Here is a 26,546-nt window from a genome sequence, read left to right as displayed (position 1 = left end):
TCTGCCGTTCTCAGATCGAAAAGAGTTCTATCTTGTTTTAGAGTCAGAAATATCCTTAAACGGCTGCCCATATCCTTTTTACCGTGGTAGATGGATTATACATATTTATTTATCTTTACACAGTTTGGTTTTTTCACCTTGTTCTACTTAGTAATTGGGATAATGCTATCTGAAAAATCCCCAAGCTAGCCAGTAAAGTTGCTCCAATAATTAAAGCTTTACCTAATTTAAATTTTTGTTGATTTTGTGGATTAGTCATATATAGGAATCCGGTTTGATTTTTGAAAAAATCTCATTATTTGTGGGGTGGACTATGCCAGACCTTTCAACGCGGTAATCCGCGCATGAGGGTGGCGACCCTACTTATATTTCAAAAATCAAATAGTAGCCTTATATTATTCCTCAAAATCAGAGTAGTTTACAATCTTTAATAAATAACAAAAATATCTAACTTTTCTTTCACAAATTGAAAAAAAAGGATTATTTACATTTAATCAAATAATTTAGAGAATGGGTAATAAATCAAATTGTTAGCAATGGATAATCGGTAATCATAACTTATTTATGAAAAATAACCGAACACATATCAGCGTATCCTTGTTAAAAATCATTGTGTGTGCTATTCACCAATTATCCATTACTAGTTTAAGTCAACGCTTCAGCACCGCCTACAACCTCAAGGAGTTCTTGAGTAATTGCGGCTTGACGGGCTTTGTTATAAGACAACGTTAGGGTGTTAATCAGTTCACCAGCATTCTCGCTAGCATTGCTCATGGCTGTCATCCGCGCGGCTAGTTCACTAGCAGCCGATTCTTGTAGCGCCCGCAATAGCTGGTTACTTAGATACAGAGGTAAAAGAGAATCGAGAATCTGTACTGGATCTTGCTCGAAAATCATGTCGCGAGGGAAAGGGCGAACCTGACTAGTCACTTTCTGCCGTTCGACTTCAAATTGACCACCACGGGTTGTCAAGCGGAAGATTTCGTCATCTGGTGCTTCTAGACCTTGAAGATCAAGGGGAAGCAGAGTTTGAACCACAGGACGGGAGCTAACCAAAGAGACAAATCTGGTATAGACTAACTCGATGCGGTCTACTTTTTCCGAAAGGAATAAGGAAAGTAGTTGGTCGGCAATCTGAGTAGCTTCCGCTGCGGTAGGAATTTGCTCTAAACCGCTGTAGGTGGCATCAATCGGCTGATTGCGGCGTTGAAAGTATTGTGTAGCTTTGCGCCCAACAATTACAAATGTGTAGTCTAGACCTTCTGCCTTAATTTCCTTAGCGCGGTTTTCTGCACGACGGATGACATTAGTGTTGTAGCCGCCACACAAACCCCGATCGCCAGAAATAACCAACAATCCCACGCACTTAACTTGTCGTTTTTTTAGCAGTGGCAAGTTTGCTTCTTCAAACCGCAGACGGGTTTGCAAACCATATAATACTTGCGCCAAGCGATCAGCAAAGGGGCGAGTCAACAGCACTTGTTCTTGGGCGCGACGCACTCTGGCCGCAGCCACTAGGCGCATGGCTTCTGTGATTTTTTTGGTATTTTTGACCGACTGAATGCGATCGCGTATCGATTTGAGATTAGCCATAATTTTTTTCTTTGTCGTTAGTCATTTGTCCCCGTTCGCGCAGCGTCTCCTCTAGGAGAAGTTCTGAACGCCAAAAGCCGACGCTTAGACTTCTCTGTCTGTTCTTTGTCATTAGTCATTAGTTCTTCACCAATGACCAATGACCAATGACCAATGACTAATTAAGCTGTTGCTTTAAAGGTTTTCTTGTACTCGGTTAGCGCTTCCTTTAAGGCTGCTTCTTCTTCATCACCCAGTACTTTTTTGCTTTGTACTGATTGCGTGTACTGAGGTTTGCCAGTTTTTAAGTACTCCCGTAAACCTTTTGTGAAGGAAGTTACTTGATTTACAGGCACATCATCCAAGTAGCCGTTAATCCCAGCATAAAGAATGGCTACTTGCTCATACACTGAGAGTGGGGAATTTTGTGGCTGCTTGAGTAGTTCCCGCAAGCGTTGACCCCTTGCTAACTGGTCTTGAGTGGCTTTATCTAAGTCAGAAGCAAATTGTGCGAAGGCTTGCAGATCGTCAAATTGCGCTAGTTCTAATTTAATTTTACCGGCAACTTTTTTCATCGCCTTGGTTTGAGCCGCAGAACCCACGCGGGATACAGAAATACCGGGGTTTACAGCAGGACGGATACCAGAGTTAAACAAGTCAGAAGACAGGAATATCTGACCATCAGTAATAGAAATCACGTTTGTGGGGATGTATGCTGAAACGTCACCTGCTTGGGTTTCGATGATTGGCAGGGCGGTCATACTACCTTTACCCAATTCGTCACTCAGCTTTGCTGCTCGTTCTAACAAGCGGGAGTGAATGTAGAACACATCTCCAGGATAAGCTTCGCGTCCTGGTGGACGACGCAACAACAAGGACATTTGTCGGTAAGCTTGGGCTTGTTTGGAGAGGTCATCATAAACTACCAAAGTAGCTTTGCCTTTGTACATGAAGTACTCAGCAATAGTTGCTCCTGTGTAAGGAGCTAGGTATTGCAGGGTTGCTGGTTCACTGGCACTGGCGGCGACGACGACTGTGTAGTCCATCGCGCCTTTTTCTTGTAATGTTTGCACCACGTTAGCAACGGTGGAAGCTTTTTGACCGATCGCAACGTAAACGCAAATTACATCTTCTTCTTTTTGGTTAATGATCGTGTCAATGGCGATCGCAGTTTTGCCGGTTTGACGATCACCAATAATCAACTCCCGCTGACCACGACCGATGGGAATCATTGAATCAATAGCTGTGATACCCGTTTGCATGGGTTCGTGTACTGATCGGCGTGCAATAATACCGGGTGCTGGAGATTCAATCAAACGGCTTTCTGAGGATTTGATGTCTCCCTTACCATCAATGGGGCGACCCAAAGCGTCTACAACTCGTCCAATTAAAGCCTCACCCACTGCTACCTGAGCAATTCTACCAGTAGCGGTGACGGAGCTACCTTCTTGAATTTCTATCCCTTCACCCATAAGCACCGCGCCCACGTTGTCTTCTTCTAAGTTCTGGGCGATACCAATTGTTCCGTCTTCAAATTCTAAGAGTTCTCCAGCCATAGCCTGGTCTAGTCCATAGATCCGGGCAATACCGTCACCAACTTGCAGGACTGTACCAACGTTAGCAACTTTGACTTCTTGGTCGTATTGCTCGATTTGTTGTTGGATAATACTGCTGATTTCGTCAGGTCTAATTGAAATACTCATGTGTCTATCTTGTTTGCTTTCGAGACGGAAGAAGTAATTAGTTAGGAGCCAAGAGTTAGGAATGATGAGTTAAAAATGCAAAAATTAAAAGTTAAAAGTTAAAATAAATTACTTTTTATTTAACTCCTAACTCCTAACTTCTCACTCCTAACTCCTAATCTTCTAGCTATTGGTTAAGCGTAAGGAAAGGCGACGTAACTGACCTCGTAAACTAGCGTCAATTACCTGCGAGCCTACTTTGATGATCACACCACCAATTAACTCGCTATCTATCTTAGTTTCTAGTTCTACCTGGCGAGCTTTACTGATGGCGATCACCTTTTCGATGATTGCTTGCTGTTGAGTTTCTGTGAGGGGAACGGCTGAAGTCACTTCCGCTAATACGGTTTGATTCAACTGCCGCAACAGCGCCAGATATTGCTGTAAAATCGGTTCTATGAAGGCAATGCGCCGTTTATCTACTAATACCAGCAAAAAATTGCGTAAGTAGGGGTTAACGCTTTCACCGAGTATTTGTCTGATGAGAGCCTTTTTTTTCTCAGACTGAATAAACGGGTTGCTAAAGAAGTTATGTAGCTCTCTGTTTTCTGAGAGCAAGCTTAGGAAAGTACGCGCATCTTCCCCAAATTCTTCTGTCAAGTTTTTCGATTGCGCTATTGACAAAAGTGCCTGTGCATACGGCTGGGCTACTTCGGCTGTTGCTACTTTACTTGTCATACATTGCCTCCCAGTTGTGCGATGCTGCGGTCAATTAACATTTGTTGAGCATCGTCGGCAATGCCGCTTTTGAGTTGCGATTCGACTTTTTGCAATGCTAGAGTAGCCACTCGCTGCCGCAGTTGGGCGATCGCGCGCTCTGTTTCGCTGTTTAAATCCGCTGCTGCTGTTTGTTTCAAGCGTTCTACGTCTTGCACTGCCCGCTCTAACAAGGCTTCTTTCGATGCCTGGGCGCTTTCTTGGGCAGATTTGCGGATGCGTTGTGCTTCTGCTTGAGCTTGGGTCAACTGCTCTTGCGCCTGGGATAGAGCAGTCTGTGATTCTTTTAAGCGCCCTTCTGCTTCCTGAATTAAGGTTGCAATATTTGACTTTCGCTCATTCAGGATATTGCTTAAAACTTTACGTCCGAAGTAGAATAATATGCCAACCAGAATCGCTAGGTTAATGAGGTTGGTTTCAAAAATGTCTATGTTTAGACCGAAACCACCTTCTGCTGCGCCTTCTGCCAATTCAGAGTGAACAGCGTTCGCTTCTGCGGCAAGTAATAAAAATGTGCCCATGATACCCATCTACAAGTGCGCTGCTCGCTTGCTAATAGTATTGTATTTTCCCATAGGGAAATTAAGTTTCTTTCCCCGAAGGGAAATAAAGTATCTTTTCCCGAAGGGAAAAAATGCCTTTTTTTGACAATTAAATTGAGCGCTCTGGGACTAGCGCCCAGACGCGCGTATGCTTTCATAGAAGCAGTTTAGTGAGCTTAGCTAACTACAGTAGATCCCAATAGTTTTTCTAGAATCTGCCTGCTGAGAGCATCAACCCGTTGCTCTAAGGTACGCATAGCTTCTTGCTTCTGTTGCTCTATTTCAACAGCAGCCTGTTCTCGTTGCGCTTGAGCTTCTTTTTGGGCTTCGGCGATTTTCTCGGCAGTAATTTTCTTAGCCTCAGCCTGAGCTGCTTCTACGGTAGCTTGCGATTGCCTGCGAGCTTCTGCGAGTTGCTGCTCATATTCTTGGGCTAAGCGCTCAGCTTTAGCCAAGCGTTCCCGTGCCTCAAGGGTATTCGTTCGGATGTAATTATCGCGATCGTCTAGCACCTTGGTTAGTGGCTTGTAGAAAATTGCATTCAACAAAGCTGCTAACAGCAGGAACTGCAATGCCATTAAGGGCAAAGTAGCATTGAAGTCAAACATTTCTCTCCTCTTTGGCTGGAGTAGCAGTTTTCATGGCTAGCAAGATCATCCAACCTTTAATATTTTAGAGACCCATAGCCAACAAGGGTCAAACTACATCAGAACGACTAAATACTCAAAAAATTTCGGTTGTAGAGGCGTGATGTTTCACGTCTCCACACTCACAAAAACTTTTAGGTCTTATCCCGCGAAGGGGTTAGCAAACAGGAGTACCAGAGCAATCACTAGACCATAAATAGTCAGGGATTCCATGAAAGCCAAGGTTAACAGCAGAGTACCCCGAATTTTTCCTTCTGCTTCGGGCTGACGAGCGATACCTTCTACTGCTTGTCCAGCAGCATTTCCCTGACCAATACCAGGGCCAATTGCAGCTAAACCAATTGCTAGAGCAGCAGCCAGAACTGAAGCAGCAGAAACTAATGGATCCATGTTGATTTTCCTTACTTTGAATACAGAACTAACAAAAGTACGTTAACGACTAGAAACGTGTTTTTCACGCTGCACCGAGTTCTTCAAGTCGTGCTTTGCGATGTTTTGAGCGCATTTGCTCGACGGAACTGTGCTATCAACTGAGAAGCTTAATGCTCCTCATGCTCATCTCCACCGTGTCCCTCCATGGCCTCATGAATGTATGCTCCGGCTAGAGTGGCAAATACTAGAGCTTGAATGGCACTGGTAAACAAACCCAAAGCCATCACAGGCAGAGGTACAAATAGAGGAACTAGCAGAACCAGCACCGCTACTACCAACTCATCCGCCAATATATTGCCAAAAAGACGGAAGCTGAGGGAGAGGGGCTTAGTAAAATCTTCTAGGATTGCGATCGGCAAAAGAACGGGTGTTGGCTCAATATATTTCTTAAAGTAGCCTAAACCCCGCTTACTAAAACCCGCGTAAAAGTACGCTAAAGATGTTAGCAATGCCAATGCTACAGTCGTATTGATGTCATTAGTGGGAGCTGCCAATTCACCCGATGGCAGCTTGATTAGCTTCCAGGGAATTAGAGCGCCTGACCAGTTCGATACGAAGATAAACAAAAACAATGTGCCAATAAAAGGCACCCAAGGACGGTACTCTTTTTCACCAAGTTGGTTTTTTGCTAGATCCCGAATAAACTCTAGGGCATATTCCATTAAATTTTGGATGCCGCTGGGAATTCTCTGGATGTTGCGAGTTGCAGCTAGTGAAGCCACTACTAGAATGCTAATCACAAACCACGAGGTGAGAAAAACTTGCCCATGAATTTTAAGATTGCCCAATTGCCAGTAGAAATGTTGACCTACTTCTAATTCGGCGAGGGTAAAAGAATTAAAGGCGTTTAAGACACTAAGCATTTGCATTCTTCAAGCAAGAATCTTCCCCAACGAGCGAGGATGGGAGTATTGTCTTTGTGAGCCTGATTTTAAGAATCAGGAAGGAACGCAGTTTGCACCGTATAGATGATGAGCGTGGCTTTGTAAGTTAGAAATCCCAAAAATATGGGCAGAACATGTAGCTCATGCCATTGAGTTGCCAATACAATCAACCCAATAAACAGAGCCAAACGATTTTTGCTCAGACGGGTTTTTTGATTACCGAGCCGCTCAACATCTTTAGCTAGCATTTTTAAGTAAACCACACCTGCACATGCCCCAATCAAATAATTCAGGGCAATGTTTAAGGAATAAAAAATCCACACAGAGATAAAAATAACCCCCGTCAAGACAACCGTGATTGTCAACAGTTGCTGGAAGAGTTGATAGAACTCTTGCATAGAGTTCCCTGATTCTGTATCCTCAGAACCAGATTGATCATCTTGTTGTGTTGTCGGAGTGGGTGCAATTGATTCGTCTGACAAGCTCACGGGACTTGAAACCAGTACAGCTAACTATTGATGACTGTACATTCAGTCAGCTGAATCATATCACGCTCCGGTAACAATACTTTAGAAAAAAACAATTAACTTCTTGTCAGCAAAAAGCGTGATGAGCGATCGCCCTTCACCACGAAATATAAATTACTTTTACAAGTTAGTATTCACGAAAATTTCGCTGTATCAAAAAGAATGCCCTTGTGAGAGCATTACAGGCACGCTCACAGGGGCATACGTCTTAAGTGTGAAACCTGAATTAGTAGCGGATCAGGCTGGCAACAGTAAATTTACTATATTTTTTGAGAAGCTGATGCTTGCTTACGCTTCGTCCACAAACCAAACCCAACAGCAACCACTGAACCACCAACTGTGAAGGGTTCGGGGACAGGTGTTCCAGGGGCCGTAACTTGACCCTCAAAAGTTGTCGCCACCTTACCGAGAGGATTTCGGCGTATAATATCCCACTGTGCTAGACCCGTTGTAGTAAACGAACTGAATAGGGAAAAATTACCGAATAATGATGATGTACCTACTTTACCTGTCTGAGCGAAGTTTATCAATTTCAAAGTTACAAAGTCAGGTTCTTTAGTTTCCACCGACAATCTAGTTGGGTAATCAGAAGTTACATCAAACACACCCGATAAACCTGATAAGGTCAATAATGAACTATCTCTGAGCCTTTCAAAATCACCAGGTAAGTTCGCAGAATCAAACTGAATCGTGTAATCGAATCTATTGCCTTCTTGCCCTTTAAATACAACACTCGCTGCTTCTGCTGATTTAGCACCAACAGCAGCGAAAAGCGCAACACCAGCAGTAGCAATGCTCAGCTGTTTGGCTAATTTCATCAGAAAATTCTCCCAAATTAGAATTTGACTAGCACAGTAAAAACTCATATATGAGTCTTTTATAGAATTTATGCTTTTGTATTTTTATACGCAGAGCAAAAAAGCAGTATTGTCCAAATCTTTAATTTTTTCAACTATTTTATGAAGAGAGTGTAAATTTATACTATACCTTGATAGTTAAAAATAACGGTTTTTACTTTTAAGTAAAAATTCAATGGTTCTTAATTAAACGTATTGCAAAAATGCAAATAAGTAAAAAAGGAACTACGGATAAACACACAGAGAAATTCTGAGTGCCGCAAGTCGGCGCTCAAAAGTCCGCTAGAACATAAATAATTTATCGGCCTTCATGTCTTGTAAGGTCTGAGGCACAACTTCCAAAGGCAACTGGCATGACGAGGCAATACGATGCGATTAAGCTGGTGTTAATAAAATCAACTGTTGCTTGAGGAGCGTTCTAACTTCATTAAGTTCCATCTGCACACCTGCTAAAATCTCTGCCACTGTTGAATTACCATCACATCTTTGCAGAAACTCAAACTCTGCTACTGATAAGTTGACAATCTGGTAATCGTAATTAAAGAAACATTGGCTAGGAAATCCTTCAATACAAGGATTAAGTTCAGGAATTGCCGTCAGTAAAACATTATCCTCTGACCAGTCAGCTTTGACGAGGGGAGGGCGACCAAGGAAAAACTCGTAATGGGTTACTTCTGGATCTAGTAATTCTATCAGGCGGTAACGCTGGCGATCGCTCAATCCTTTTGCCCGCTCTACCAGATCTGGTGCTTTGCTCAAAAGTCTTTCTAGCTGCCAAAAACTAGGATTTGAAAAGCCAATAAATTCCAAGCCGGAAGCATCAATTAATTCAAATAGCGTCTCAGTGTTGTAGTCGATTTCCTGGGGATGAACATACATATCGGCAAAGTATTCATCCTTGTGGTTTTCCAATGACCAACGCTGCTTATCGTACTTGACAATTCGATTATTTTCTGGTAAAGAGGCGAATATTTCCCGTCCGACTTGGACACCATCGCGATAGTCGCCCCGTTTGTCACCTTGAAGGAGAGCGATCGCTTTTTGCATAAGTTGAATTTCCCAGCGTCCCAATTCCCCATACACAAAAATGTGCATCAAGCCTCCTGGAGCTAACTTTTTTGCCAAGGCTTGAATGCCGCGAATTGGATCGGGTAAATGATGTAAAACGCCAACACAGTTAATTAAATCAAACTCACCTGGTAACTGTTCCACATCGTACAAGCTCAGATGGTGAAATTCGACGCGGTTAGCCCCTGAACGCTGACAACGCTCTTTTGCCACAGCCAAAGCGCCAGTACTGAGGTCAATTCCTACGACATGAGCTTGGGGATTCAGATGAACCAGGTACTCTGTACCTACCCCTGTACCGCAGCCAGCATCTAAAATACGGATGTCTTGTTTTTGGGATTTTTGACCAGTGCAGAAGTTATGAGCAGCTAGCCAATTCCAGCGCCAGTTGTAACCTGGAGGTGGTTCATCCAGTAAGGCTTCTGGTGGAAATGGGTAGGTGTTGTAGAGTTTAGCAACAGCAGCACTAACGGTTTGGGAATCTGACATGATAAGTAAATCTTGGGGCAATTCTGAGTTTATCGAATGCCGGACACTTCAGGTAGAAACATATTCAAAAGAGTTATCTTACCAAATGTGTCGCTAGATTATTTCAACTTAAGTAGGTATGAGGATTTTTTCAGTAAAAACACTACTGTTGAAGTATTTATTAGCTAATAAAATCAATGTGTATAATTTGTAGCCTAATTTACTCAATCAGGAGCACCGAATGGACGTAGAAACGACCAACTCAAAAATATTTCTCTGATTGAACATTCGAGACACCGAAGCCCCGTTAATTTTTGTGTTAGCGTTCTTTGCGGATTAATCGCTTATTGTCACCAACCTAAGAAACCTAGTCTTCAACTAGACTGGCTTTTACCTTCATATGTTTAACCCGAACTCAGGTTACTTAGCGAAAATTTACCACTTGCAAACTCCTGAGCATGTGCAAAAGTTGGCGGTGATGATAGCGCACCGACCTAAAGAGCCAAACTCTCACCTCAATCATATTTCTTTTGCTTGGACTAAGTCGGTGCTGAAAGATGCTCAGGGTGATTGTGTGGGCTTTTTGATGCCGGAAATTAAGGAAAGAAAAAACTTATTGATGTATACAACCCCCTGCTTCGTAGGCGGCTAAAACTTGAGGTTGATTGGCGTTTTCTCCACACAACAGCGCTGAATATCGCCTCAATTATTGAAGCAATTCACACTTCTGGATATGTTTTAGGTGACATCAAGCCGCAAAATATTCTTGTTAATGATTGCGCCTTACCTTCAATTATTGATACTGATTCATTTCAGGTTCGGAATCCGATTGGTGTGATCGCGTTATAAAACTTGGTATTGATATATTTCCTGGCTTTATTGGTATTACATCATCAAGCAATACAGCTACTTCATCATCAATTAAGCCAACGTTGAAGCCCTCAAATTATCACTGAAATGCTGACTACAAACCTTTAATTATTTACACTGGCTTACTTATTCTGTGGTTTGATTTTCATAATATTGTCTTTTGCGATCGCTCTAATGATTTACAACCAATCAGAGTTTGATTTGAGCTAAAAATAATCTAGTACTATGATTCTGAGCAAAATGCAGTGAATAGACAACGGTATTAATGTTTTGTCCTGGAAGCGCATTTGCAGGAGTAATAGCTAAGATAACTGCTAACGCAGACACAGTATGGAAAACAAAGTAAAATTCGTAACTTTTTTGTAGTATTAACACGTAAAATAAGTCTTTATGAATACAATCTACTTCATGAATATTCCAGTATATGCTGAAAAAAACTTAACTTTTAGATGGTTGCTGAAGATTTAGAGAATCGTGCACCTGGAATTATCAAGTTAAAGGTTCTACACACTTCTTAATAAACCAGCCCTGGGAACGCAAAACGTTCTAATCTAAAAGCTGACTGGGTTAATTTACTGGCAGTTTTGAAGGCGGCACTCTAAAGCTCTTAAGGCATAAACATACCGATGTGTCAAGCCTCAAAGCAACCCAGACTTAACACATAAATGATTATGATGGGAGTTTTACAAATCCGATGAGTGTTAAGGCGAGTGGTGGAAGCTCAGTTGCGCGTCCGCAACTATATCAAACTCTAGCTGTAGCGACAATTACCCAAGCGGAACAGCAAGACCGCTTTTTGGGAACCGGCGAACTAAATGAACTGGCAAGCTATTTTGCATCTGGTGCAAAGCGTCTAGAAATTGCCCAGACGCTCACGGAAAATTCTGAGATTATCGTATCTCGAGCTGCCAACCGGATTTTTGTCGGTGGTTCGCCAATGGCTTTTTTAGAAAAGCCGAGGGAACCAGAATTGGCAATGGCTGTTGCTAGTAGTACAAACGTTCAAGAAGGAATGAAACTAGGAAATGTCACCTACGTTGAAAGTCGTGGTGGGTTCCTAGAAAATTTACGCTCAATATTTAACTCATCCCCCAGTGGCCCGACACCTCCAGGTTTCAGACCAATCAACGTTGCTCGTTATGGCCCGAGCAACATGGCGAAGAGTTTGCGGGACTTATCCTGGTTCTTGCGCTATGCTACCTATGCGATCGTCGCTGGCGATCCCAACATCATAGCTGTGAATACACGAGGTCTACGGGAAATAATTGAAAATGCCTGCTCCGGTGAAGCAACATTGGTAGCTTTGCAGGAAATCACAGCAGCGGCACTTTCATATTTCCGCAGGGATGCTGAGGCTACAGAGATTGTTTCTCAGTACATGGATGTTTTGTTGACAGAATTCAAAGCAGCCACACCCTCAAATAAATTGCGCCAACGTCCCTCAGGTGATCAGCAAGGGTTGCAACTGCCACAAATTTACTTTAATGCGGCAGAACGGCGACCCAAGTTTGTGATGAAGCCTGGGTTGTCAACCAGTGAGAAAAATGAGGTAATCAAAGCAGCATATCGGCAAATCTTTGAGCGGGACATTACCCGTGCTTATAGCTTGTCGATATCTGATCTAGAATCCAAGGTGAAAAATGGCGACATCTCTATGAAAGAGTTTGTTCGCCGTCTAGCAAAATCTCCCCTTTACCAAAAACAGTTTTACCAGCCTTTTATTAACAGCCGAGTTATCGAACTGGCTTTCCGTCACATTCTGGGACGGGGGCCAAGTAGCCGCGAAGAAGTACAAAAATACTTTGCAATTATTTCCCAAGGCGGTCTAGCAGCCTTAGTCGATGCTTTAGTAGATTCTGAAGAATACGGCGACTACTTTGGGGAAGAGACAGTACCTTACCTTCGTGGTCTGGGTCAAGAGGCACAAGAATGTCGCAATTGGGGGCCGCAACAAGACCTGTTTAACTACAGTGCGCCTTTCCGCAAAATCCCTCAGTTCATCACCACTTTTGCTGCTTACGAACAACCACTACCAGATCAACATCCTTACGGTTCTGGTAATGACCCCTTGGAAATTCAATTTGGGGCAATTTTCCCGAAAGAAACTCGCAACCCCAGTACTAGCCCGGCTCCTTTTGGCAAGGATACCAAACGCATCCTCATCCACCAAGGCGCAGGTATTAATAACCAAAATAGCAATCCTAAGGCGCGGGGTGAGGCTCCCGGTACTCTTGGTCCCAAGGTGTTCAAGTTGGATCAACTTCCTGGCACCATTGGTAAGAAGGCTACCAAGAGTGCAAGTGTAAAATTTTCCGAAAGCTCAACGCAAGCAGTAATTAGAGCTGCTTACCTGCAAGTTTTCGGACGTGATGTCTACGAAGGTCAGCGCCAGAAAGTATTGGAAATCAAGCTGGAAAACGGCAATATTTCCGTGCGGGAGTTTGTCCGTGCTTTAGCTAAGTCAGATATATTCCGCAACCTGTACTGGACATCGCTGTATGTTTGTAAGGCGATAGAGTACATCCATCGTCGCTTATTGGGTCGTCCGACCTACGGTCGTCAAGAACTCAACAAGTACTTTGACATTGCCTCTAAAAAGGGCTTTTATGCAGTGGTTGACGCCATCATTGACAGCCTAGAGTACACTGAGGCGTTTGGTGAAGATACAGTTCCCTACGAACGGTATCTGACTCCTGGTGGTGTGGCATTACGACAGTTGCGGGTTGGTAGCATTCGCGAAGATGTTGGCGCGAAAATCCAGAAGGAAGAAACGCAGAGCTTTGTGAAACTGGGTACAGTCTCAGAAAATCGGACAGAACCAGATATTCAGTTCCGCATTAACCAAGGTGTCAGCAAGCAACGAGAACAAACAAAAATCTTCAAGTTGGTGGCGAATACCAGTGACAAAGTTGCAGTAAAAACTTTGATCAGTGCTGCGTACCGCCAGATTTTTGAGCGCGATATTGCACCCTACATTGCCAAAAACGAATTCACAGCGTGGGAAAGCAAGCTAGGGAATGGTGAAATCAGTGTTAAAGAATTTATTGAAGGTTTGGGTTACTCCAACCTTTATCTCAAAGAATTCTACACACCCTATCCCAACACTAAGGTGATTGAGTTAGGAACCAAGCACTTCCTAGGACGCGCACCACTAGACCAGGCAGAAATCCGCAAGTACAACCAGATTTTGGCTACTCAAGGTATTCGTGCCTTTATCAGTGCCCTGCTGAATGGTGTGGAATATAACCAGGTGTTTGGTGAAGATACGGTACCTTACCGTCGCTTCCCGACTCTACCAGCTGCAAACTTCCCGAATACCGAGAAGCTTTACAATCAGCTAACCAAGCAAAATGATGACGTGGTTGTGCCTAGCTTTGAGCCAGTGCAACCCAGCAAAGAATCTGCTAACACACCGCTTTTGGCGCAAGCGATCGCAGATATAGCAGCGCAAACAAAGGCTACCGAAAATGGCAAGCCCTCGTTTACGGAACTGGGTCGTTCCTACAACGATGGTCGTGGACAGTCTGCGGAAGTGAGTGCAGGTACAAGTCACCGTAAACATGCACGCATTTACCGCCTGAGTGAGAACATAAATCAAACAGAAATGCAACAGTTAGTCAATGCGATTTACTGTCAGGTGTTGGATGTGTTCAGCCCTCAAGTGCCTGATAATTTCCGCCTTACCTACTTAGACGGCAAACTCCAAAATGGCGAAATTTCCGTGCGGGAGTTTGTACGTCAACTCGCAGGTTCGGAAATTTATCGTCAGCGCTTTTACATGCCTTATCCCCACACCAAGGTGATTGAGTTCTTATTCCGCCACCTGTTGGGGCGTACACCCGCAACTCAAGGAGAAATTAGCCAATACAACCAGCTGCTAGCTGATAGCGGTTTGCAAGCTGCTGTAGAAGCAATAGTAAATAGCCCAGAATATTCTTGCTTCTTTGGCGAAGACGTGGTGCCTTATAACCGCTTCCCATCCTTGCCAGCAGGTAACTACCTAGGCAGCGTCCAAGCGGCTGCTGATTTGGTGAAATCGGGTCGTCTGAGCGATCGCTAAAACACTACGTGCAGGGATTGGAGATTAGGGAAAACTTTTCCCAATCCCCAATCCCTAAGTGCCTAGTTCTCCTTCGCAACCTTTCGTAATACTGCTTTCAGATTGCAGTTAGGACAGTAAATCTGAAAAGTAATATTACAAACTGTTAAGAGCAGTCATAAATGCTCAACAGAATGCCGGAAAATATTTTGCGGAAGGTAGCTGAGTTTAAAAGGTTGTGTACTTGTATTAACTCAAGCAAACTCGTAATCTATTAGCAATAGCAGTTATTTAACTGTTGTATCTAAAAAGACGAGACAACAGAACCTCTGTCTACCAAATTTAAAGTCGTACCAGTTTAATCAAATCCTGGTTTCATTAGTATTGGAGGAATCCATTAATGAGTATCGTCACGAAGTCCATCGTGAATGCTGATGCAGAAGCCCGCTATCTCAGCCCTGGTGAACTGGATCGGATCAAGTCCTTTGTTGCAGGTGGTGAGCGCCGTCTGCGGATTGCTCAAGTTTTGACAGAAAATCGCGAGCGCCTGGTTAAGCAAGCTGGCGACCAACTGTTCCAAAAGCGTCCTGATGTTGTTTCTCCTGGTGGTAACGCCTACGGTCAAGAATTGACCGCTACTTGTCTGCGTGACCTGGATTACTACCTCCGCCTTGTCACCTACGGTATTGTTTCTGGTGATGTCACCCCCATTGAAGAAATCGGTGTTGTGGGTGTCCGCGAAATGTACAAGTCCTTGGGAACTCCTATCGAAGGTGTTGCTGAAGGTATCCGTGGTCTGAAGAATGTAGCCGCTACACTCCTGTCTGGTGAAGACGCTGCTGAAGCTGGTAACTACTTCGACTACCTAGTTGGCGCCCTACTGTAGGGTGAAGCTGTTTCCTCGGCAAGAAACAGAAGAATTGCAATACGGTTGGAAATAAGGAATTAACAACATGCAAGACGCAATTACCGCTGTCATTAACTCTTCGGACGTTCAAGGTAAATATCTTGATACATCAGCTTTAGAGAAGCTAAAAGGCTACTTCTCCACTGGCGAACTGCGGGTACGTGCTGCTAGCACCATCAGCGCTAATGCTGCGGCGATCGTTAAAGAAGCTGTAGCAAAGTCTTTGCTATACTCTGATATCACCCGTCCAGGCGGCAACATGTACACCACTCGTCGCTATGCTGCTTGCATTCGCGATTTGGATTACTACCTCCGCTATGCTACCTATGCCATGTTAGCTGGCGATCCTTCCATCTTGGATGAGCGCGTGCTAAATGGCTTGAAAGAAACTTACAACTCCTTGGGTGTTCCTGTCGGTGCTACCGTGCAAGCTATCCAAGCAATCAAAGAAGTAACTGCCAGCTTAGTAGGTTCTGATGCCGGTAAGGAAATGGGCGTTTACTTAGACTATATCTCCTCTGGCTTGAGCTAAGAGCTAGTTAGTTTGCGCTTAAGAATTTAGGTGCGGCTTTATTAAGGTCTGGAAATCAATCGTGAGTGCTAGAACGTTTTATTGCTTATCTTGTTAAATTATCAGTGATGAGTGTTAGCGGTCTAGTATTGATGCTTGATTTCCAGCCTTGGAATAATTAATTAAAGATTTGCACTCAAGATTTTGAGATAAAAAAAGTTTCCATAAACATCACAGGAGATTCTTAGATCATGTCCCGTTTGTTTAAAATTACTGCTCTTGTTCCTAGCCAAAGCCGAATTCGTACCCAACGCGAACTACAAAATACTTACTTCACCAAGCTAGTTCCTTATGAGAACTGGTTCCGCGAACAGCAACGCATTCAAAAAGCAGGCGGCAAAATTATTAAAGTTGAACTGGCAACTGGCAAACAAGGTGCTAATGCTGGCTTGCTGTAATAGCTTTATATCGAACATTATTGTAGGGAATTATTTAGAGGTCCATAAAGACCTCTTTTTTGTTGCGCGTGTTTTTGAAAGTCAAAAGTCAAACAACTTTACAAGGCGATATCCACGAGTATAAAGCGGAACTGGAGTGCTAGCATTCTGCTTATTTTTAGCCTGTTTAACAGTTTCATCAAACACAATTAGCGTTTCTTTACCAACTTTTAGCCAGTCTTCATAAGCCACACTCATATCTTCTTCAATACCACCGATACTAGGTGCTACCATAGCCCGGTAAGCTTCATTAAATTTCCTGCGAAACCGGAAATCTACTGAAATTCTCAAACCTTCAGTCTTTCGCCTTACTGTTTGATGTAATCCACGAGCATCATTAAAGTACATCGTACCGTGTTGTAGTTGTGCTTCCGTGTAAGAGACAACCATGGGAATATCTCGACCTTCATCGAAGTCAGACATTACCCGCATAGCCTGTAGTTCCATCTCACGAGGCATTTCACCCGCTTTGATGGTTATATTATCGATATCGCCAAACAGTGGTAGAACCACCACAGTAGCGTCAGCGGCAACACCTGCCCAGACATCGCTATGACATTTTGAGCTAGCAAAGGGCAAACGCAACCTAGTTGCGTCAGTCTTGCCATAAACCATGCGGAGATTTACTGGTAAATCCACTGCATCGATTAGGTCATTTGCTCCCAATTGGTAGAAAGCTTCAGCAACACTCTTTTGAAAGAGGTTAAACGCCAAAGCGTGTTCTTGCTTGGGCATCAAAAGACCAGTACCAGTATAATTGGGCAAATAATTTCTTGCTTCTAGTAATCGTTGAAGCATTTCCGGTTCTGACAGAATGATGGAACTATTCAGACAAGCACATATATAACCCGCAGCAGCAACTCGAATTTGCTGGAATAACTCAGGCTTTAATCTGTGTTCAAACAGCAGTCGATACTGCTGCCTTGTAGCGATTCTGTCAGCAAGCTCATCAAAGAGTTGATCGCCAAGTTGAGAGAATGCGATCGCACGCTCATATTGTAAGCGATCGCACACTGGGGATTCTGCTAACAGTTTTTCCAACATCATTTCTCCTAAAGTTATTCTAAATTAGCTAAGTAACTCATACATTCAAAAACAGTTCGTTTTAAAAACGAATTCTGTTATTACAAATTAACAAGCTTAATTTGTTTATAAATCGTAAAATATACTGCTTTTTACTCTTATTTGCTTCACAAAATAGATAGATTGATTATTCTTGATATTAGTAAACTTCGGATAAAGTTGAAGTTTAGAAATCAAAAAAACACTATATGAAGTAGATAATATTTTATAAAACAAGAATTCATGAAGCTAAATTATATTTATTCATTTTTATTTTAAGAAACTAAGAACATTATCATATACAGGTTGATCATTTCTTTGAAGATCCTGCCTTTTAGCTTCAAATAAAGCGAGCATACAAAAATCGGTAAATTTAACATTAGCAACAAAACCCGCAAATGTTAGAACCTAAATAGTTCAGCTAATTAACTTTGATGCTGTATTTAGTCTTTGTACAGTGTTCTCAATTAGGACACAAACAAATTTCATCCTCATAACCTTTGATAGCAGGTAGTTTTCGCCCACAATTTCAATGAGATTGCTTAAGACAAATATAACCAAAATGTAAATAAATAATTAAAAATGTCAACTTTGAACCATAAAAGCTCAACTAGAAATCTATATAATCGCACAGCATCAGAGTGGATTAGAGGAGAACCTAGTTCACTCTCAGACTTTACAGCACGCCCTTTTGTACTAGAGCTTTGCGAGCCTGTGGCTGGATTGCGAGTACTCGATATAGGCTGTGGTGAAGGTTATTGTAGTCGAGAGTTACGCCGACGAGGCGCTGCACAAGTACATGGAATAGACCTTTCCCAAGGTATGATTGCAGCAGCAAGCTTGCAAGAAGCAGAAGATACTTTGGGTATTAGCTACGAAGTCGGATGTGCTACTGACCTCAAGCAGTTTGATAATGGCGAACTTGACTTAGTTGTTGCAGTATTTTTATTTAACTATTTAACAATTGCTCAAACTCAAGAATGCATGGCGGAAGTTGCACGCGTTCTTCGTCCCGGAGGTCGATTTGTATTTAGCGTTCCCCACCCATCTTTTCCATATATGCGAGAAGCAGCATATCCGTTTTATTTTCAAGTGGACGGTACAGGCTACTTCAGTAAGCGAGACCAACAGTTTCCTGGTCGTATTTGGAAACGAGACGGTTCTTGGCTAAATGTTCAATTGATTCACAAAACTCTTGAGGATTACTTTAATGCCCTTAAGAATGCTGGGTTTAATACGATGCCAATTCTAAAGGAATTGCGTGTGACTCCAGAACACATCGCTATAGATGAATCATTCTTTAGCTCTTTGCTTGACCAACCCCTCCATCTAGCCATACAAGTATTACGATGACACAGATATCTTCTCCTGTTAGAAATTCTTTCCGTGAAATAACGGATAATCATCCTCTATGGAATCATGAGTTCCTAGCCAACTGTCGTACTGGAGATTTATTCCTACCAGACGTGCAATTACTTGCTGTTCAGATGTACAAATTCTCCAAAGAATTTAATCGTATCCTAGCTAGCATCTTGTCCTGCTGCCAAGACGAAAGTACTCAGTTAGTCATTTTGGAGAATCTATTTGACGAAATGGGACAGGGAGATATAAATCAGTCCCACCCAGAATTATTTCGTCGGTTTACCCGCGCACTTGGTATTGACGATAAAACTTTAACAGCACTACCTACTGCACCTGAAACTCTTGCTCTAATCGAGACTTACTTAAGGATTCCACATCAGTATGGGTATTTAGCTGCATTAGGTGCTGTCTGTTATGCTTCCGAAGGGATTGTTAGCTCCTTGTATACGCAACTATACAAAGGAATTGTAGGTGCTGCCCCCTTGCCCAAAGAATCCTTAATCTTTTTTGAAGTCCATATTGATGTGGACGATAGTCATGCAGCAAAGCTAGCAGCCGTAATTGAACCTCGTATCAGCACGAGCGAAGAGGATATCAAGGTGAAGCTGGCTATTGTTGAAGCAATGGATGCCCGTGTCCAATTCTTTAATGGAATTCAGCGTCAAATCTCTAAATATAGCTTGTCTCCTAATTCATCGCTTCTTGTTAGCGCATAGTATAAATACGGATGCATTTAAGCTGGCTTGTAGCACTAGAATACAGGGATGTTCCCCTGTTTTTCCGGTTTTTAAAGCTTTAAATAAGACAGATCAAAGTTTGACTACAGAAAAGCTTGTAATTTAAATAACACTTATAAGGCATTAATTGTTAAATCTTGGTCAAATTCACAAAGCAAAATTAGGTACAGTAGAAGGAGGTTTCCATGTACGGATTAGTGAACAAAGCGATTCAAGACATGGTGTGTAGTCGCTTTGGCGAAGAGATTTGGAAAGAAATCAAGCAGAAAGCAGAAGTAAATGTAGAGGTTTTCCTTAGTATGGAAGGCTATCGGGACGACATAACCCACAGGTTGGTAAGAGCTGCTAGTGTCGTTCTGGGTTTATCTTCCTCAGAGATTATGCAAGCCTTTGGAGAATTCTGGGTTCAGTATACAGCTCAAGAAGGCTATGGCGAAATGATGGATATGAGTGGGGATACACTGCCTGAGTTTTTAGAAAACCTTGACAATCTTCATGCTCGTGTGGGGGTTAGCTTTCCTAAACTCGAACCCCCATCATTTGAGTGTACTGAGATAGAGGAAGATTCTCTGAACTTACACTATCGCTCTAGTAGAGAAGGGCTGACACCAATGATTCTTGGTTTAGTTAAGGGATTGGGAACAAGGTTTGATACTGAAGTCCATGTTACCCAAACCCAGAGTCGGGATGAGGGTGCTGAACATGATGAATTTTTAGTGCTTTATAAACCAAATTGAGCGCAGCAGCATGGCTCCTCCTCACTTTACTCTTTCGCCAGAGTTACTGGCGAAAGCTTTTCCGTTCCACTTTGCATTTAGCCGCAATCGGGAAATTGTACAAGCTGGTTATGTTTTAGAACGCATTAGTCCTGAACCACTAGTTGGTAGACTGATTGAGCAGCATTTCCAGATAAATCGTCCAAAAATTGCGGTCGATTTTGATGTTATTAATAAACAGTCCCGTGCTCTGTTTATATTGAAGTTTCTAAACAATGGAATGCAGCTAAAGGGTCAGATGATGTATCAACCAGAGCAGGACATAACATTTTTCTTAGGCTCTCCCTGGATTACAGATACGAATAGCCTCGCTCCTTTAGGTATCAAACTCAAAGATTTTGCGATTCACGACCCCATTGTTGATTTCCTTTTTCTACTGCAAGCTCAGAATACTGCTTTGACTGATGCTAAAAAGTTAACAAAAGAATTGAAACAGCAAAGGTCACAACTACAGAGTGCGCTGCAAATCAAGGAGAATTTAGCAGAAATTGCTGAGGCACAGGCTAAAAAATTAGAAAAGTCTCTCAGGGAGCTACAGCAAACTCAAGCCCAATTAGTCCAGGCTGAGAAAATGTCTAGTCTGGGACAATTAGTTGCGGGAGTAGCTCACGAAATTAACAACCCTGTTAACTTTATTTACGGTAATTTAAAATATGCAAAAGATTATACGCAATGTCTGCTGAAGCTTGTGCATCTTTACCAGAGGTTTTATGCCAATCCTGTGTCAGAAATTCAAGATTGCATCGAAGCGATTGATTTGGATTTTTTATTAGAAGATTTACCCAAAATCCTACATTCAATGCAAGTAGGAGCCGAACGTATCGCGGAAATTGTGTTGTCCCTTCGGAACTTCTCTCGTCTTGATGAAGCCGAGATGAAAAGGGTTGATATCCACCAAGGACTGGATAGTACTTTGCTGATTCTACAGAATCGGTTTAAGGATAGTGTTGATCATCCGGGCATTAAAATAGTTAAAAATTATGGAAATTTGCCTTTAGTATATTGCTACGCTGGCCAATTAAATCAAGTATTTATGAATATTATTAGTAATGCCATTGATGCGCTCCAAAACTATAACAGTCAACGCGCGATCGCAGAAATTCACGCTAATCCTAATACAATTACAATTACTACAGAAGTCATAGAAACAAAGTGTGTTGTTATCCGAATTGCTGATAATGGTTCAGGAATGACAGAAGCAGTTAAGGAACGGCTGTTTGACCCATTTTTCACAACTAAGCCTGTAGGTAAGGGTACAGGATTGGGTTTATCAATTAGCTATCAAATTGTAGTTGACAAGCACGGGGGAACACTGAGATGTGTATCAAAACCTGGACAGGGAACTGAGTTTTGGGTTGAAATTCCCCTATCGATGGATAGCCAAGCAGTGAATTGCGTTACATCATTGAGTTTTATTAAATAAATATCGTGAGATCAAGTTTAGTTACCAGAACATAACATTTACAAAATACCATCAGACTGAAACCCCAGACGACAGTAGCCAAAGCTCTGGTAGAGAAAGCAGTAAGTCACAGTTATACAAACAGAGTTTACGCGAGCGAACTCGATAGCATCCTTTTTCAATGTAAACGGTGCATCATATTATGAGTTATAAGTTATGATTTATCAGTTTTATTTCTAACTCTTAAATCCTAATTCCTAACTTTTTACCTGTACTGCTCGTGAATCTACGTAGCCTAATTCCAATTTTTGGTAATTCCGTTTCCGTCTGGGCATTAGAAGCGCGGTTGTTGCGCTGGTTAACGCTGATTTGGCTGTTTGTCGGCTTAATCATGCTATTCTCAGCATCTTATCCCGTCGCTGACGCTCGTCATGATGATGGGTTGTATTACTTCAAGCGTCAAGTCATTTGGGTCTTAGTTTCCTTAGTTGGATTCAACATTATTGTTAATCTCCCCTTGCAGAAAATTTTAGGGTCATCTCATTGGTTTTTGATGCTGTTTTTAGCATTAATTTTTGTCACATTGATACCAGGATTAGGAAAGAAAGCTTTTGATGCGGCCCGGTGGATAGCCATCGGGCCAATTCCCATTCAACCCTCAGAATTAATTAAACCCTTTTTGGTACTGCAAAGCGCACGGCTTTTTGGTCAATGGGAACGAATCAGTTGGCGGGTTCGCTTCACTTGGCTGGGTATTTTTGGTTTTGTACTTTTAGGAATTCTTGCCCAGCCTAACTTGAGTACAACAGCACTTTGCGGCATGACTATTTGGCTAATTGCTTTAGCAGCTGGATTGCCTTACAAGTACTTAGGAGGAACCGCAATTGGTGGAGTGATGTTGGCAATACTCAGTATTAGTATTAAAGAATATCAGCGTAAGCGGGTAATGTCATTCCTCAATCCTTGGGCAGACGCTACAGGGGATGGCTACCAGTTAGTGCAAAGTTTGCTAGCGGTAGGTTCTGGGAAAACTTGGGGCACTGGATATGGACTTTCTCAACAAAAGCTGTTTTATCTACCGATTCAAGACACTGATTTTATTTTTGCTGTGTTCGCCGAAGAGTTTGGCTTTGTTGGCAGTATGGTGTTGTTAACACTCTTAGCTTTATTCGCCACACTTGGATTAATTGTGGCACTGAAGGCTAAAAATCCAGTGCATCAATTAGTAGCGATCGGTGTAACAATTTTGATGGTAGGACAATCATTGCTTCACATTGGTGTTGCCACAGGTTCTCTGCCAACCACCGGCTTACCTTTGCCTATGTTTAGTTATGGTGGTAATTCTATGATTGCCAGCTTGATAGCTGCTGGATTGCTGATTCGGGTAGCACGTGAGAGTAGTGAGGCTGAGGTAGTACCGTTACGAAGACCCTTGTCTGAAAATGGGCGCAGGCGTCGGATGTTTCAGAAAACCAAGAATTAAACTAGCAGGATTTTAATATTGCCATCCATCAGCGCTGGGTGGACGAAATCAATAAAAGTAACCAAAAAATTAATATGAAAGTAAAAGTTAGCTATTCACCAACTGTAAGTGAAGTAAATGAAGTTGACCTGGTTTTAGATACAACAAGGAAAGAGTGGGTAATAGGTCGCGCTCCTGATTCTGATGTAATCTTGGACAGTCCTGATGTTAGTCGGCTACATGGCAAGTTCTTGCTTAAAGGTGGAAGTTACTACTTTTATGATCTTGGCAGTAGAAATGGCTCAATAGTTAATGGAGAACAGGCAGAAGAGGATCAACCATATATTTTGAAGGATGGAGATACTATTCAGATTGGAGATTATGTTCTGATAGTGGAAGCAGTCAATCTTTTGTCTGAGCAATTACCAGAGACAATGTCTAGAACTATAGATCCTTCTTTATTTTCTAAAACACAAACGACTGAAAATGTCAACAGTTCTGATATTACTAATCCAATAACAAAAGAAGTTAGTCATGACTCTGCTGAAGAATTTAGTCAAACTACAGGTGAACTAGAAACCTCTGAAATTATCAATACTGCTTACCCAGAAATTAGCGAAAGCTCAAAAGTTACTTCTACTGAGCTTGATGATATCATGTCTGTGTTTGAGGCAATAACTACCTCTGATGACATAATTCAACCGCCAGATATGGTAAGTGAAGTTGCAGAAGAAATCAGCATAGATGTTGATGAGATAGAAGCTCTGGAAGCTATCAACAATGAACTTATGGTTTTTGAGACAGCACTCGCAGCCGAATCTACTTTCGGACAGCAACGTGATATGTTTAGCCGCGCATCTGAGGAGGAAAGTACGGCTGTAGAAGCTATCAGTAGTGGAGCTACAGATTTAAGTACATGTGAGACAGTAAGCCAATTTTCTCAGGTACTTATACGCAATGATACTATTAAAGCTCAACCTGAAGTTGTAGAAGTGTTTAGCAATCAATATATTGATTTTAGTAGTGCAGGTACGGAAGGAGTTAGTGCAAATATTAATGACATAGCTGTTAGTTCTTTTTCTACAAACGCCAGTAAAGTCTTTGAATCCACTAATATTCATGTAGAGATAACAGAAGAGACTCTGTTTCATGAGATTGCAGAAGTAGCAAATGTCAGTGACCATCCTCAAGCGCTCACTCAAAGAAAAATAGTACTCATAGCTCATGAAACTAAAAAATCAGAACTTGCCGAATTTGTTGCTCAGCATGAAGAGTTTTTCTCGCATAGCTTCACAATCACTTGGCCATCCATTAGTGAAGTTTTACATCAACAGACGGGTATAACTCTTAGTCAACAAATCTCAGCAGCAACATCTGGAGGATATTTAACAATTGCTTCATTAGTTTGCTCAGGAGAGGTTTTAGCAGTTATTTTCTTAAGAGATTTTCTGCAAACTCAGGCTGGTCAAGTAAATGAAGAAGCTTTGCTAAGGTTATGTAATATTAACCAAGTTTTACTTGCAACGAATGTTCCAACAGCAGAGGCGATCGTGCATTATATTAAGCACATAGGGCAATAGCATAATTGCCTGTTAGTTTAACATCCAAGTCTGCGATCGCTCTATGATCTGGTAAGTATGATCTAGCGAGGACAGATGATGACGCAAACAATCGCAATTAATAACAGTCAGCGCTTGCAACTTGCGCCTTTAGAAATACCATCCCGTTTGCTACTGGGGCCAGGGCCATCAAATGCCCATCCTACAGTACTCCAGGCGATGAATACCTCCCCTGTTGGGCATCTTGATCCAGCTTTTCTGGAACTGATGGATGAGATTCAATCCCTGCTGCGCTACACATGGCAGACAGAAAACTCATTAACTATTGCAGTCAGCGGCACAGGAACGGCTGCAATGGAGGCAACTATTGCTAATGTTACAAAACCCGGTGATGTGGTTTTGATTGGTGTAGCTGGTTACTTCGGAAATCGTCTGGTTGATATGGCTGGGCGATATGGTGCCGATGTGCGAACTATTACAAAACCTTGGGGACAAGTCTTCACGTTGGAAGAACTCCGAACTGCTGTAGAAACTCATCGTCCGGCTATTCTAGCTCTAGTTCATGCCGAAACCTCCACAGGCGCACGTCAACCTTTGGAAGGAGTAGCTGAGGTGTGTCGTGAATTTGACACTTTGCTGCTGGTGGATACTGTCACAAGTTTGGGTGGTGTCCCCTTGTTTTTAGATGCTTGGGGAGTTGACTTGGCTTATAGCTGTAGCCAAAAAGGTTTGGGTTGCCCACCCGGTGCTTCGCCTTTTACCATGAGTTCGCGTGCAGTTGAGAAATTGCAGCAGCGCCGCACAAAGGTTGCAAATTGGTACTTGGATATGTCGTTGCTGGGCAAATATTGGGGTACTGAACGCACCTATCACCATACAGCACCCATTAACCTTTATTATGCATTGCGAGAAGCACTGCGTTTGATTGCAGAGGAGGGGCTAGCAAACTGCTGGCAGCGTCATCAAAAGAATGTAGAGTATCTCTGGGAAGGATTGGAAGACTTAGGATTGAGTTTGCACGTTGAGCAAGAGTTCCGGCTACCAACGCTTACGACTGTGTGTATTCCAGCTGGAGTAGATGGTAAAGCAATTGCACGGCAGTTACTCAATGAACATAATATTGAGATTGGTGGTGGTCTTGGTGAATTAGCTGGTAAAGTCTGGCGTGTTGGACTGATGGGTTTCAACAGTCGCAAAGAAAGCGTTGATCAACTTTTAGTAGCACTACGGCAGGTTTTACCTGAGTAGTTTTGGTGTGATTTGGTGCGTTATCTGTTGTTAACGCACCTGATAGAAAGAGCGATCGCACTAGTATTGTTTGAGAATCACTGCGATAAAAAACCCGCAACCAGCAGAGGCAACAGTATCAGCACAGACACAATCAAAACGAGGGTTGCCGGATCAATTTTAATGACGTTCTTCTGTGGATCACGCATGTGGCACTTTCTCGATGAGCAATAAGTGTATTAAGTCAGCCTAAAGGATGTTTATCCATTTTTCAAAGCCCCATTAGGTTGAAAAGTGTAAACTTTTTTGCTCAGTCAACATATTAGATTTGTATATTTTTAAACGCATGAAGGTATAGGGTGTAATCAAGAATTTTGACGTTTTGCTCTCTACCCCTGATTAAAGATTTTATTCTTCGGTAAATAGTTTAATACCAATTCACTAAAAATCTGATTCAAATAAAGCATCAAGAATAAAATCCTAACCTGTAATAAAGGCAACGATTGATGTGTTTAATTTCTCCAAACGCTTCCAGATAAATTGGCAGAAAATTTTTCTAGAAATACGCTAAAACAAGCTGCGTTTAAATCAGAGAATTCCCAGATAAAATACTCACCCGTTAACGGTTCTACTAATCCATATAAATAAAAATTCTCTCGTTGCCATTGCATGATACCGA

24 protein-coding genes and 1 pseudogene are annotated in these 26,546 nt (G+C 42.3%); 13 read left to right on the top strand and 12 right to left on the bottom strand.

Annotated features, from left to right (window positions below):
* Positions 1-133: 133 nt before the first annotated feature.
* The 11 genes from HCR01_RS40270 to HCR01_RS33365 all read right to left on the bottom strand — a co-directional run bounded on the left by HCR01_RS40270 (position 134) and on the right by HCR01_RS33365 (position 9,477).
* Entirely contained in the window at positions 134-259 is a 126-nt protein-coding gene (locus HCR01_RS40270) for a hypothetical protein (protein ID WP_264299975.1), read from the bottom strand.
* A 386-nt stretch (positions 260-645) separates the two neighbouring features.
* Positions 646-1,593 (bottom strand): F0F1 ATP synthase subunit gamma, encoded by a 948-nt coding sequence (locus HCR01_RS33410; RefSeq protein WP_193200250.1) that lies wholly within the window; start codon positions 1,591-1,593, stop codon positions 646-648.
* 161 nt (positions 1,594-1,754) lie between these two features.
* Positions 1,755-3,275 (bottom strand): F0F1 ATP synthase subunit alpha, encoded by a 1,521-nt coding sequence (atpA, locus tag HCR01_RS33405; RefSeq protein ID WP_193200249.1) that lies wholly within the window; start codon positions 3,273-3,275, stop codon positions 1,755-1,757.
* Between the two features lie 162 nt (positions 3,276-3,437).
* Positions 3,438-3,992, bottom strand: a complete 555-nt coding sequence (gene atpH / locus HCR01_RS33400) for an ATP synthase F1 subunit delta (RefSeq protein WP_193200248.1) — start codon at positions 3,990-3,992, stop codon at positions 3,438-3,440.
* Positions 3,989-4,561: a F0F1 ATP synthase subunit B gene (locus HCR01_RS33395; protein ID WP_193200247.1), complete on the bottom strand. Its 573-nt coding sequence runs from the start codon at positions 4,559-4,561 to the stop codon at positions 3,989-3,991. The genes atpH and HCR01_RS33395 overlap by 4 nt, the downstream gene beginning before the upstream one ends.
* 188 nt (positions 4,562-4,749) lie before the next feature.
* Positions 4,750-5,181 carry a F0F1 ATP synthase subunit B' gene (locus tag HCR01_RS33390; protein WP_191759625.1) on the bottom strand — a complete coding sequence of 144 codons (432 nt, stop codon included), beginning with the start codon at positions 5,179-5,181 and terminating at the stop codon, positions 4,750-4,752.
* Between the two features lie 180 nt (positions 5,182-5,361).
* A complete protein-coding gene (atpE, locus tag HCR01_RS33385; RefSeq protein WP_073640718.1) occupies positions 5,362-5,610 on the bottom strand; it encodes an ATP synthase F0 subunit C in 249 nt (82 codons plus the stop codon).
* Positions 5,611-5,759: 149 nt separating this feature from the next.
* Complete coding sequence (gene atpB / locus HCR01_RS33380) at positions 5,760-6,521, bottom strand: F0F1 ATP synthase subunit A (RefSeq protein ID WP_162395524.1); 762 nt, start codon at positions 6,519-6,521, stop codon at positions 5,760-5,762.
* A 62-nt stretch (positions 6,522-6,583) separates the two neighbouring features.
* The gene (locus tag HCR01_RS33375) at positions 6,584-7,024 is read right to left on the bottom strand and encodes an ATP synthase subunit I (RefSeq protein ID WP_193200246.1); all 441 of its coding nucleotides are present in this window, start codon (positions 7,022-7,024) and stop codon (positions 6,584-6,586) included.
* 299 nt (positions 7,025-7,323) lie between these two features.
* The gene (locus HCR01_RS33370) at positions 7,324-7,881 is read right to left on the bottom strand and encodes a PEP-CTERM sorting domain-containing protein (RefSeq protein ID WP_226889864.1); all 558 of its coding nucleotides are present in this window, start codon (positions 7,879-7,881) and stop codon (positions 7,324-7,326) included.
* A gap of 414 nt (positions 7,882-8,295) precedes the next feature.
* Positions 8,296-9,477, bottom strand: a complete 1,182-nt coding sequence (locus HCR01_RS33365) for a class I SAM-dependent methyltransferase (protein WP_193200244.1) — start codon at positions 9,475-9,477, stop codon at positions 8,296-8,298.
* Between the two features lie 231 nt (positions 9,478-9,708).
* Here HCR01_RS33365 and HCR01_RS33360 point away from each other — a divergent pair.
* The 6 genes and pseudogenes from HCR01_RS33360 to HCR01_RS33340 all read left to right on the top strand — a co-directional run.
* Positions 9,709-9,864, top strand: a pseudogene (locus tag HCR01_RS33360) (IS982 family transposase); the annotation flags it as partial.
* Complete coding sequence (locus HCR01_RS39390) at positions 9,857-10,108, top strand: hypothetical protein (RefSeq protein ID WP_226889862.1); 252 nt, start codon at positions 9,857-9,859, stop codon at positions 10,106-10,108. The pseudogene HCR01_RS33360 and the gene HCR01_RS39390, both read left to right, overlap by 8 nt.
* Before the next feature lie 912 nt (positions 10,109-11,020).
* Positions 11,021-14,386 (top strand): phycobilisome rod-core linker polypeptide, encoded by a 3,366-nt coding sequence (locus HCR01_RS33355; protein ID WP_193200243.1) that lies wholly within the window; start codon positions 11,021-11,023, stop codon positions 14,384-14,386.
* Between the two features lie 379 nt (positions 14,387-14,765).
* Entirely contained in the window at positions 14,766-15,251 is a 486-nt protein-coding gene (gene apcA, locus HCR01_RS33350; RefSeq protein ID WP_193200242.1) for an allophycocyanin subunit alpha, read from the top strand.
* A 67-nt stretch (positions 15,252-15,318) separates the two neighbouring features.
* Positions 15,319-15,804: an allophycocyanin subunit beta gene (gene apcB / locus HCR01_RS33345; RefSeq protein WP_162399879.1), complete on the top strand. Its 486-nt coding sequence runs from the start codon at positions 15,319-15,321 to the stop codon at positions 15,802-15,804.
* Positions 15,805-16,034: 230 nt separating this feature from the next.
* Positions 16,035-16,241 carry a phycobilisome linker polypeptide gene (locus HCR01_RS33340; RefSeq protein ID WP_162399880.1) on the top strand — a complete coding sequence of 69 codons (207 nt, stop codon included), beginning with the start codon at positions 16,035-16,037 and terminating at the stop codon, positions 16,239-16,241.
* An 81-nt stretch (positions 16,242-16,322) separates the two neighbouring features.
* Here the strand turns inward: HCR01_RS33340 and HCR01_RS33335 are convergent, their stop codons facing one another.
* Positions 16,323-17,327 (bottom strand): hypothetical protein, encoded by a 1,005-nt coding sequence (locus HCR01_RS33335; protein ID WP_193200241.1) that lies wholly within the window; start codon positions 17,325-17,327, stop codon positions 16,323-16,325.
* A 597-nt stretch (positions 17,328-17,924) separates the two neighbouring features.
* Between HCR01_RS33335 and HCR01_RS33330 the strand changes: the two genes are divergently transcribed.
* The 7 genes from HCR01_RS33330 to HCR01_RS33300 all read left to right on the top strand — a co-directional run bounded on the left by HCR01_RS33330 (position 17,925) and on the right by HCR01_RS33300 (position 25,888).
* Positions 17,925-18,695: a class I SAM-dependent methyltransferase gene (locus HCR01_RS33330; RefSeq protein WP_193200240.1), complete on the top strand. Its 771-nt coding sequence runs from the start codon at positions 17,925-17,927 to the stop codon at positions 18,693-18,695.
* Positions 18,692-19,420: a TenA family transcriptional regulator gene (locus HCR01_RS33325; RefSeq protein ID WP_193200239.1), complete on the top strand. Its 729-nt coding sequence runs from the start codon at positions 18,692-18,694 to the stop codon at positions 19,418-19,420. Before HCR01_RS33330 ends, HCR01_RS33325 begins: the two co-directional genes overlap by 4 nt.
* 206 nt (positions 19,421-19,626) lie before the next feature.
* Positions 19,627-20,178, top strand: a complete 552-nt coding sequence (locus HCR01_RS33320) for a heme NO-binding domain-containing protein (protein WP_193200238.1) — start codon at positions 19,627-19,629, stop codon at positions 20,176-20,178.
* Between the two features lie 10 nt (positions 20,179-20,188).
* Positions 20,189-21,640, top strand: a complete 1,452-nt coding sequence (locus HCR01_RS33315) for an ATP-binding protein (protein ID WP_193200237.1) — start codon at positions 20,189-20,191, stop codon at positions 21,638-21,640.
* 259 nt (positions 21,641-21,899) lie between these two features.
* Positions 21,900-23,102, top strand: coding sequence for an FtsW/RodA/SpoVE family cell cycle protein (locus tag HCR01_RS33310; RefSeq protein WP_193200236.1), 1,203 nt, complete (start codon positions 21,900-21,902; stop codon positions 23,100-23,102).
* Between the two features lie 38 nt (positions 23,103-23,140).
* On the top strand, positions 23,141-24,661 hold the full coding sequence (locus tag HCR01_RS33305) for an FHA domain-containing protein (RefSeq protein ID WP_193200235.1): 1,521 nt from the start codon (positions 23,141-23,143) through the stop codon (positions 24,659-24,661).
* A gap of 78 nt (positions 24,662-24,739) precedes the next feature.
* Entirely contained in the window at positions 24,740-25,888 is a 1,149-nt protein-coding gene (locus HCR01_RS33300; RefSeq protein WP_193200251.1) for an alanine--glyoxylate aminotransferase family protein, read from the top strand.
* Positions 25,889-26,546: the final 658 nt, after the last annotated feature.

The sequence above is a fragment of the Nostoc sp. MG11 genome, assembly GCF_014904695.1.
Taxonomy (GTDB): Bacteria; Cyanobacteriota; Cyanobacteriia; order Cyanobacteriales; family Nostocaceae; genus Komarekiella.
Note: the sequence above shows the minus strand (reverse complement) of the source record. Positions and strands in the feature narration are given on the sequence as shown.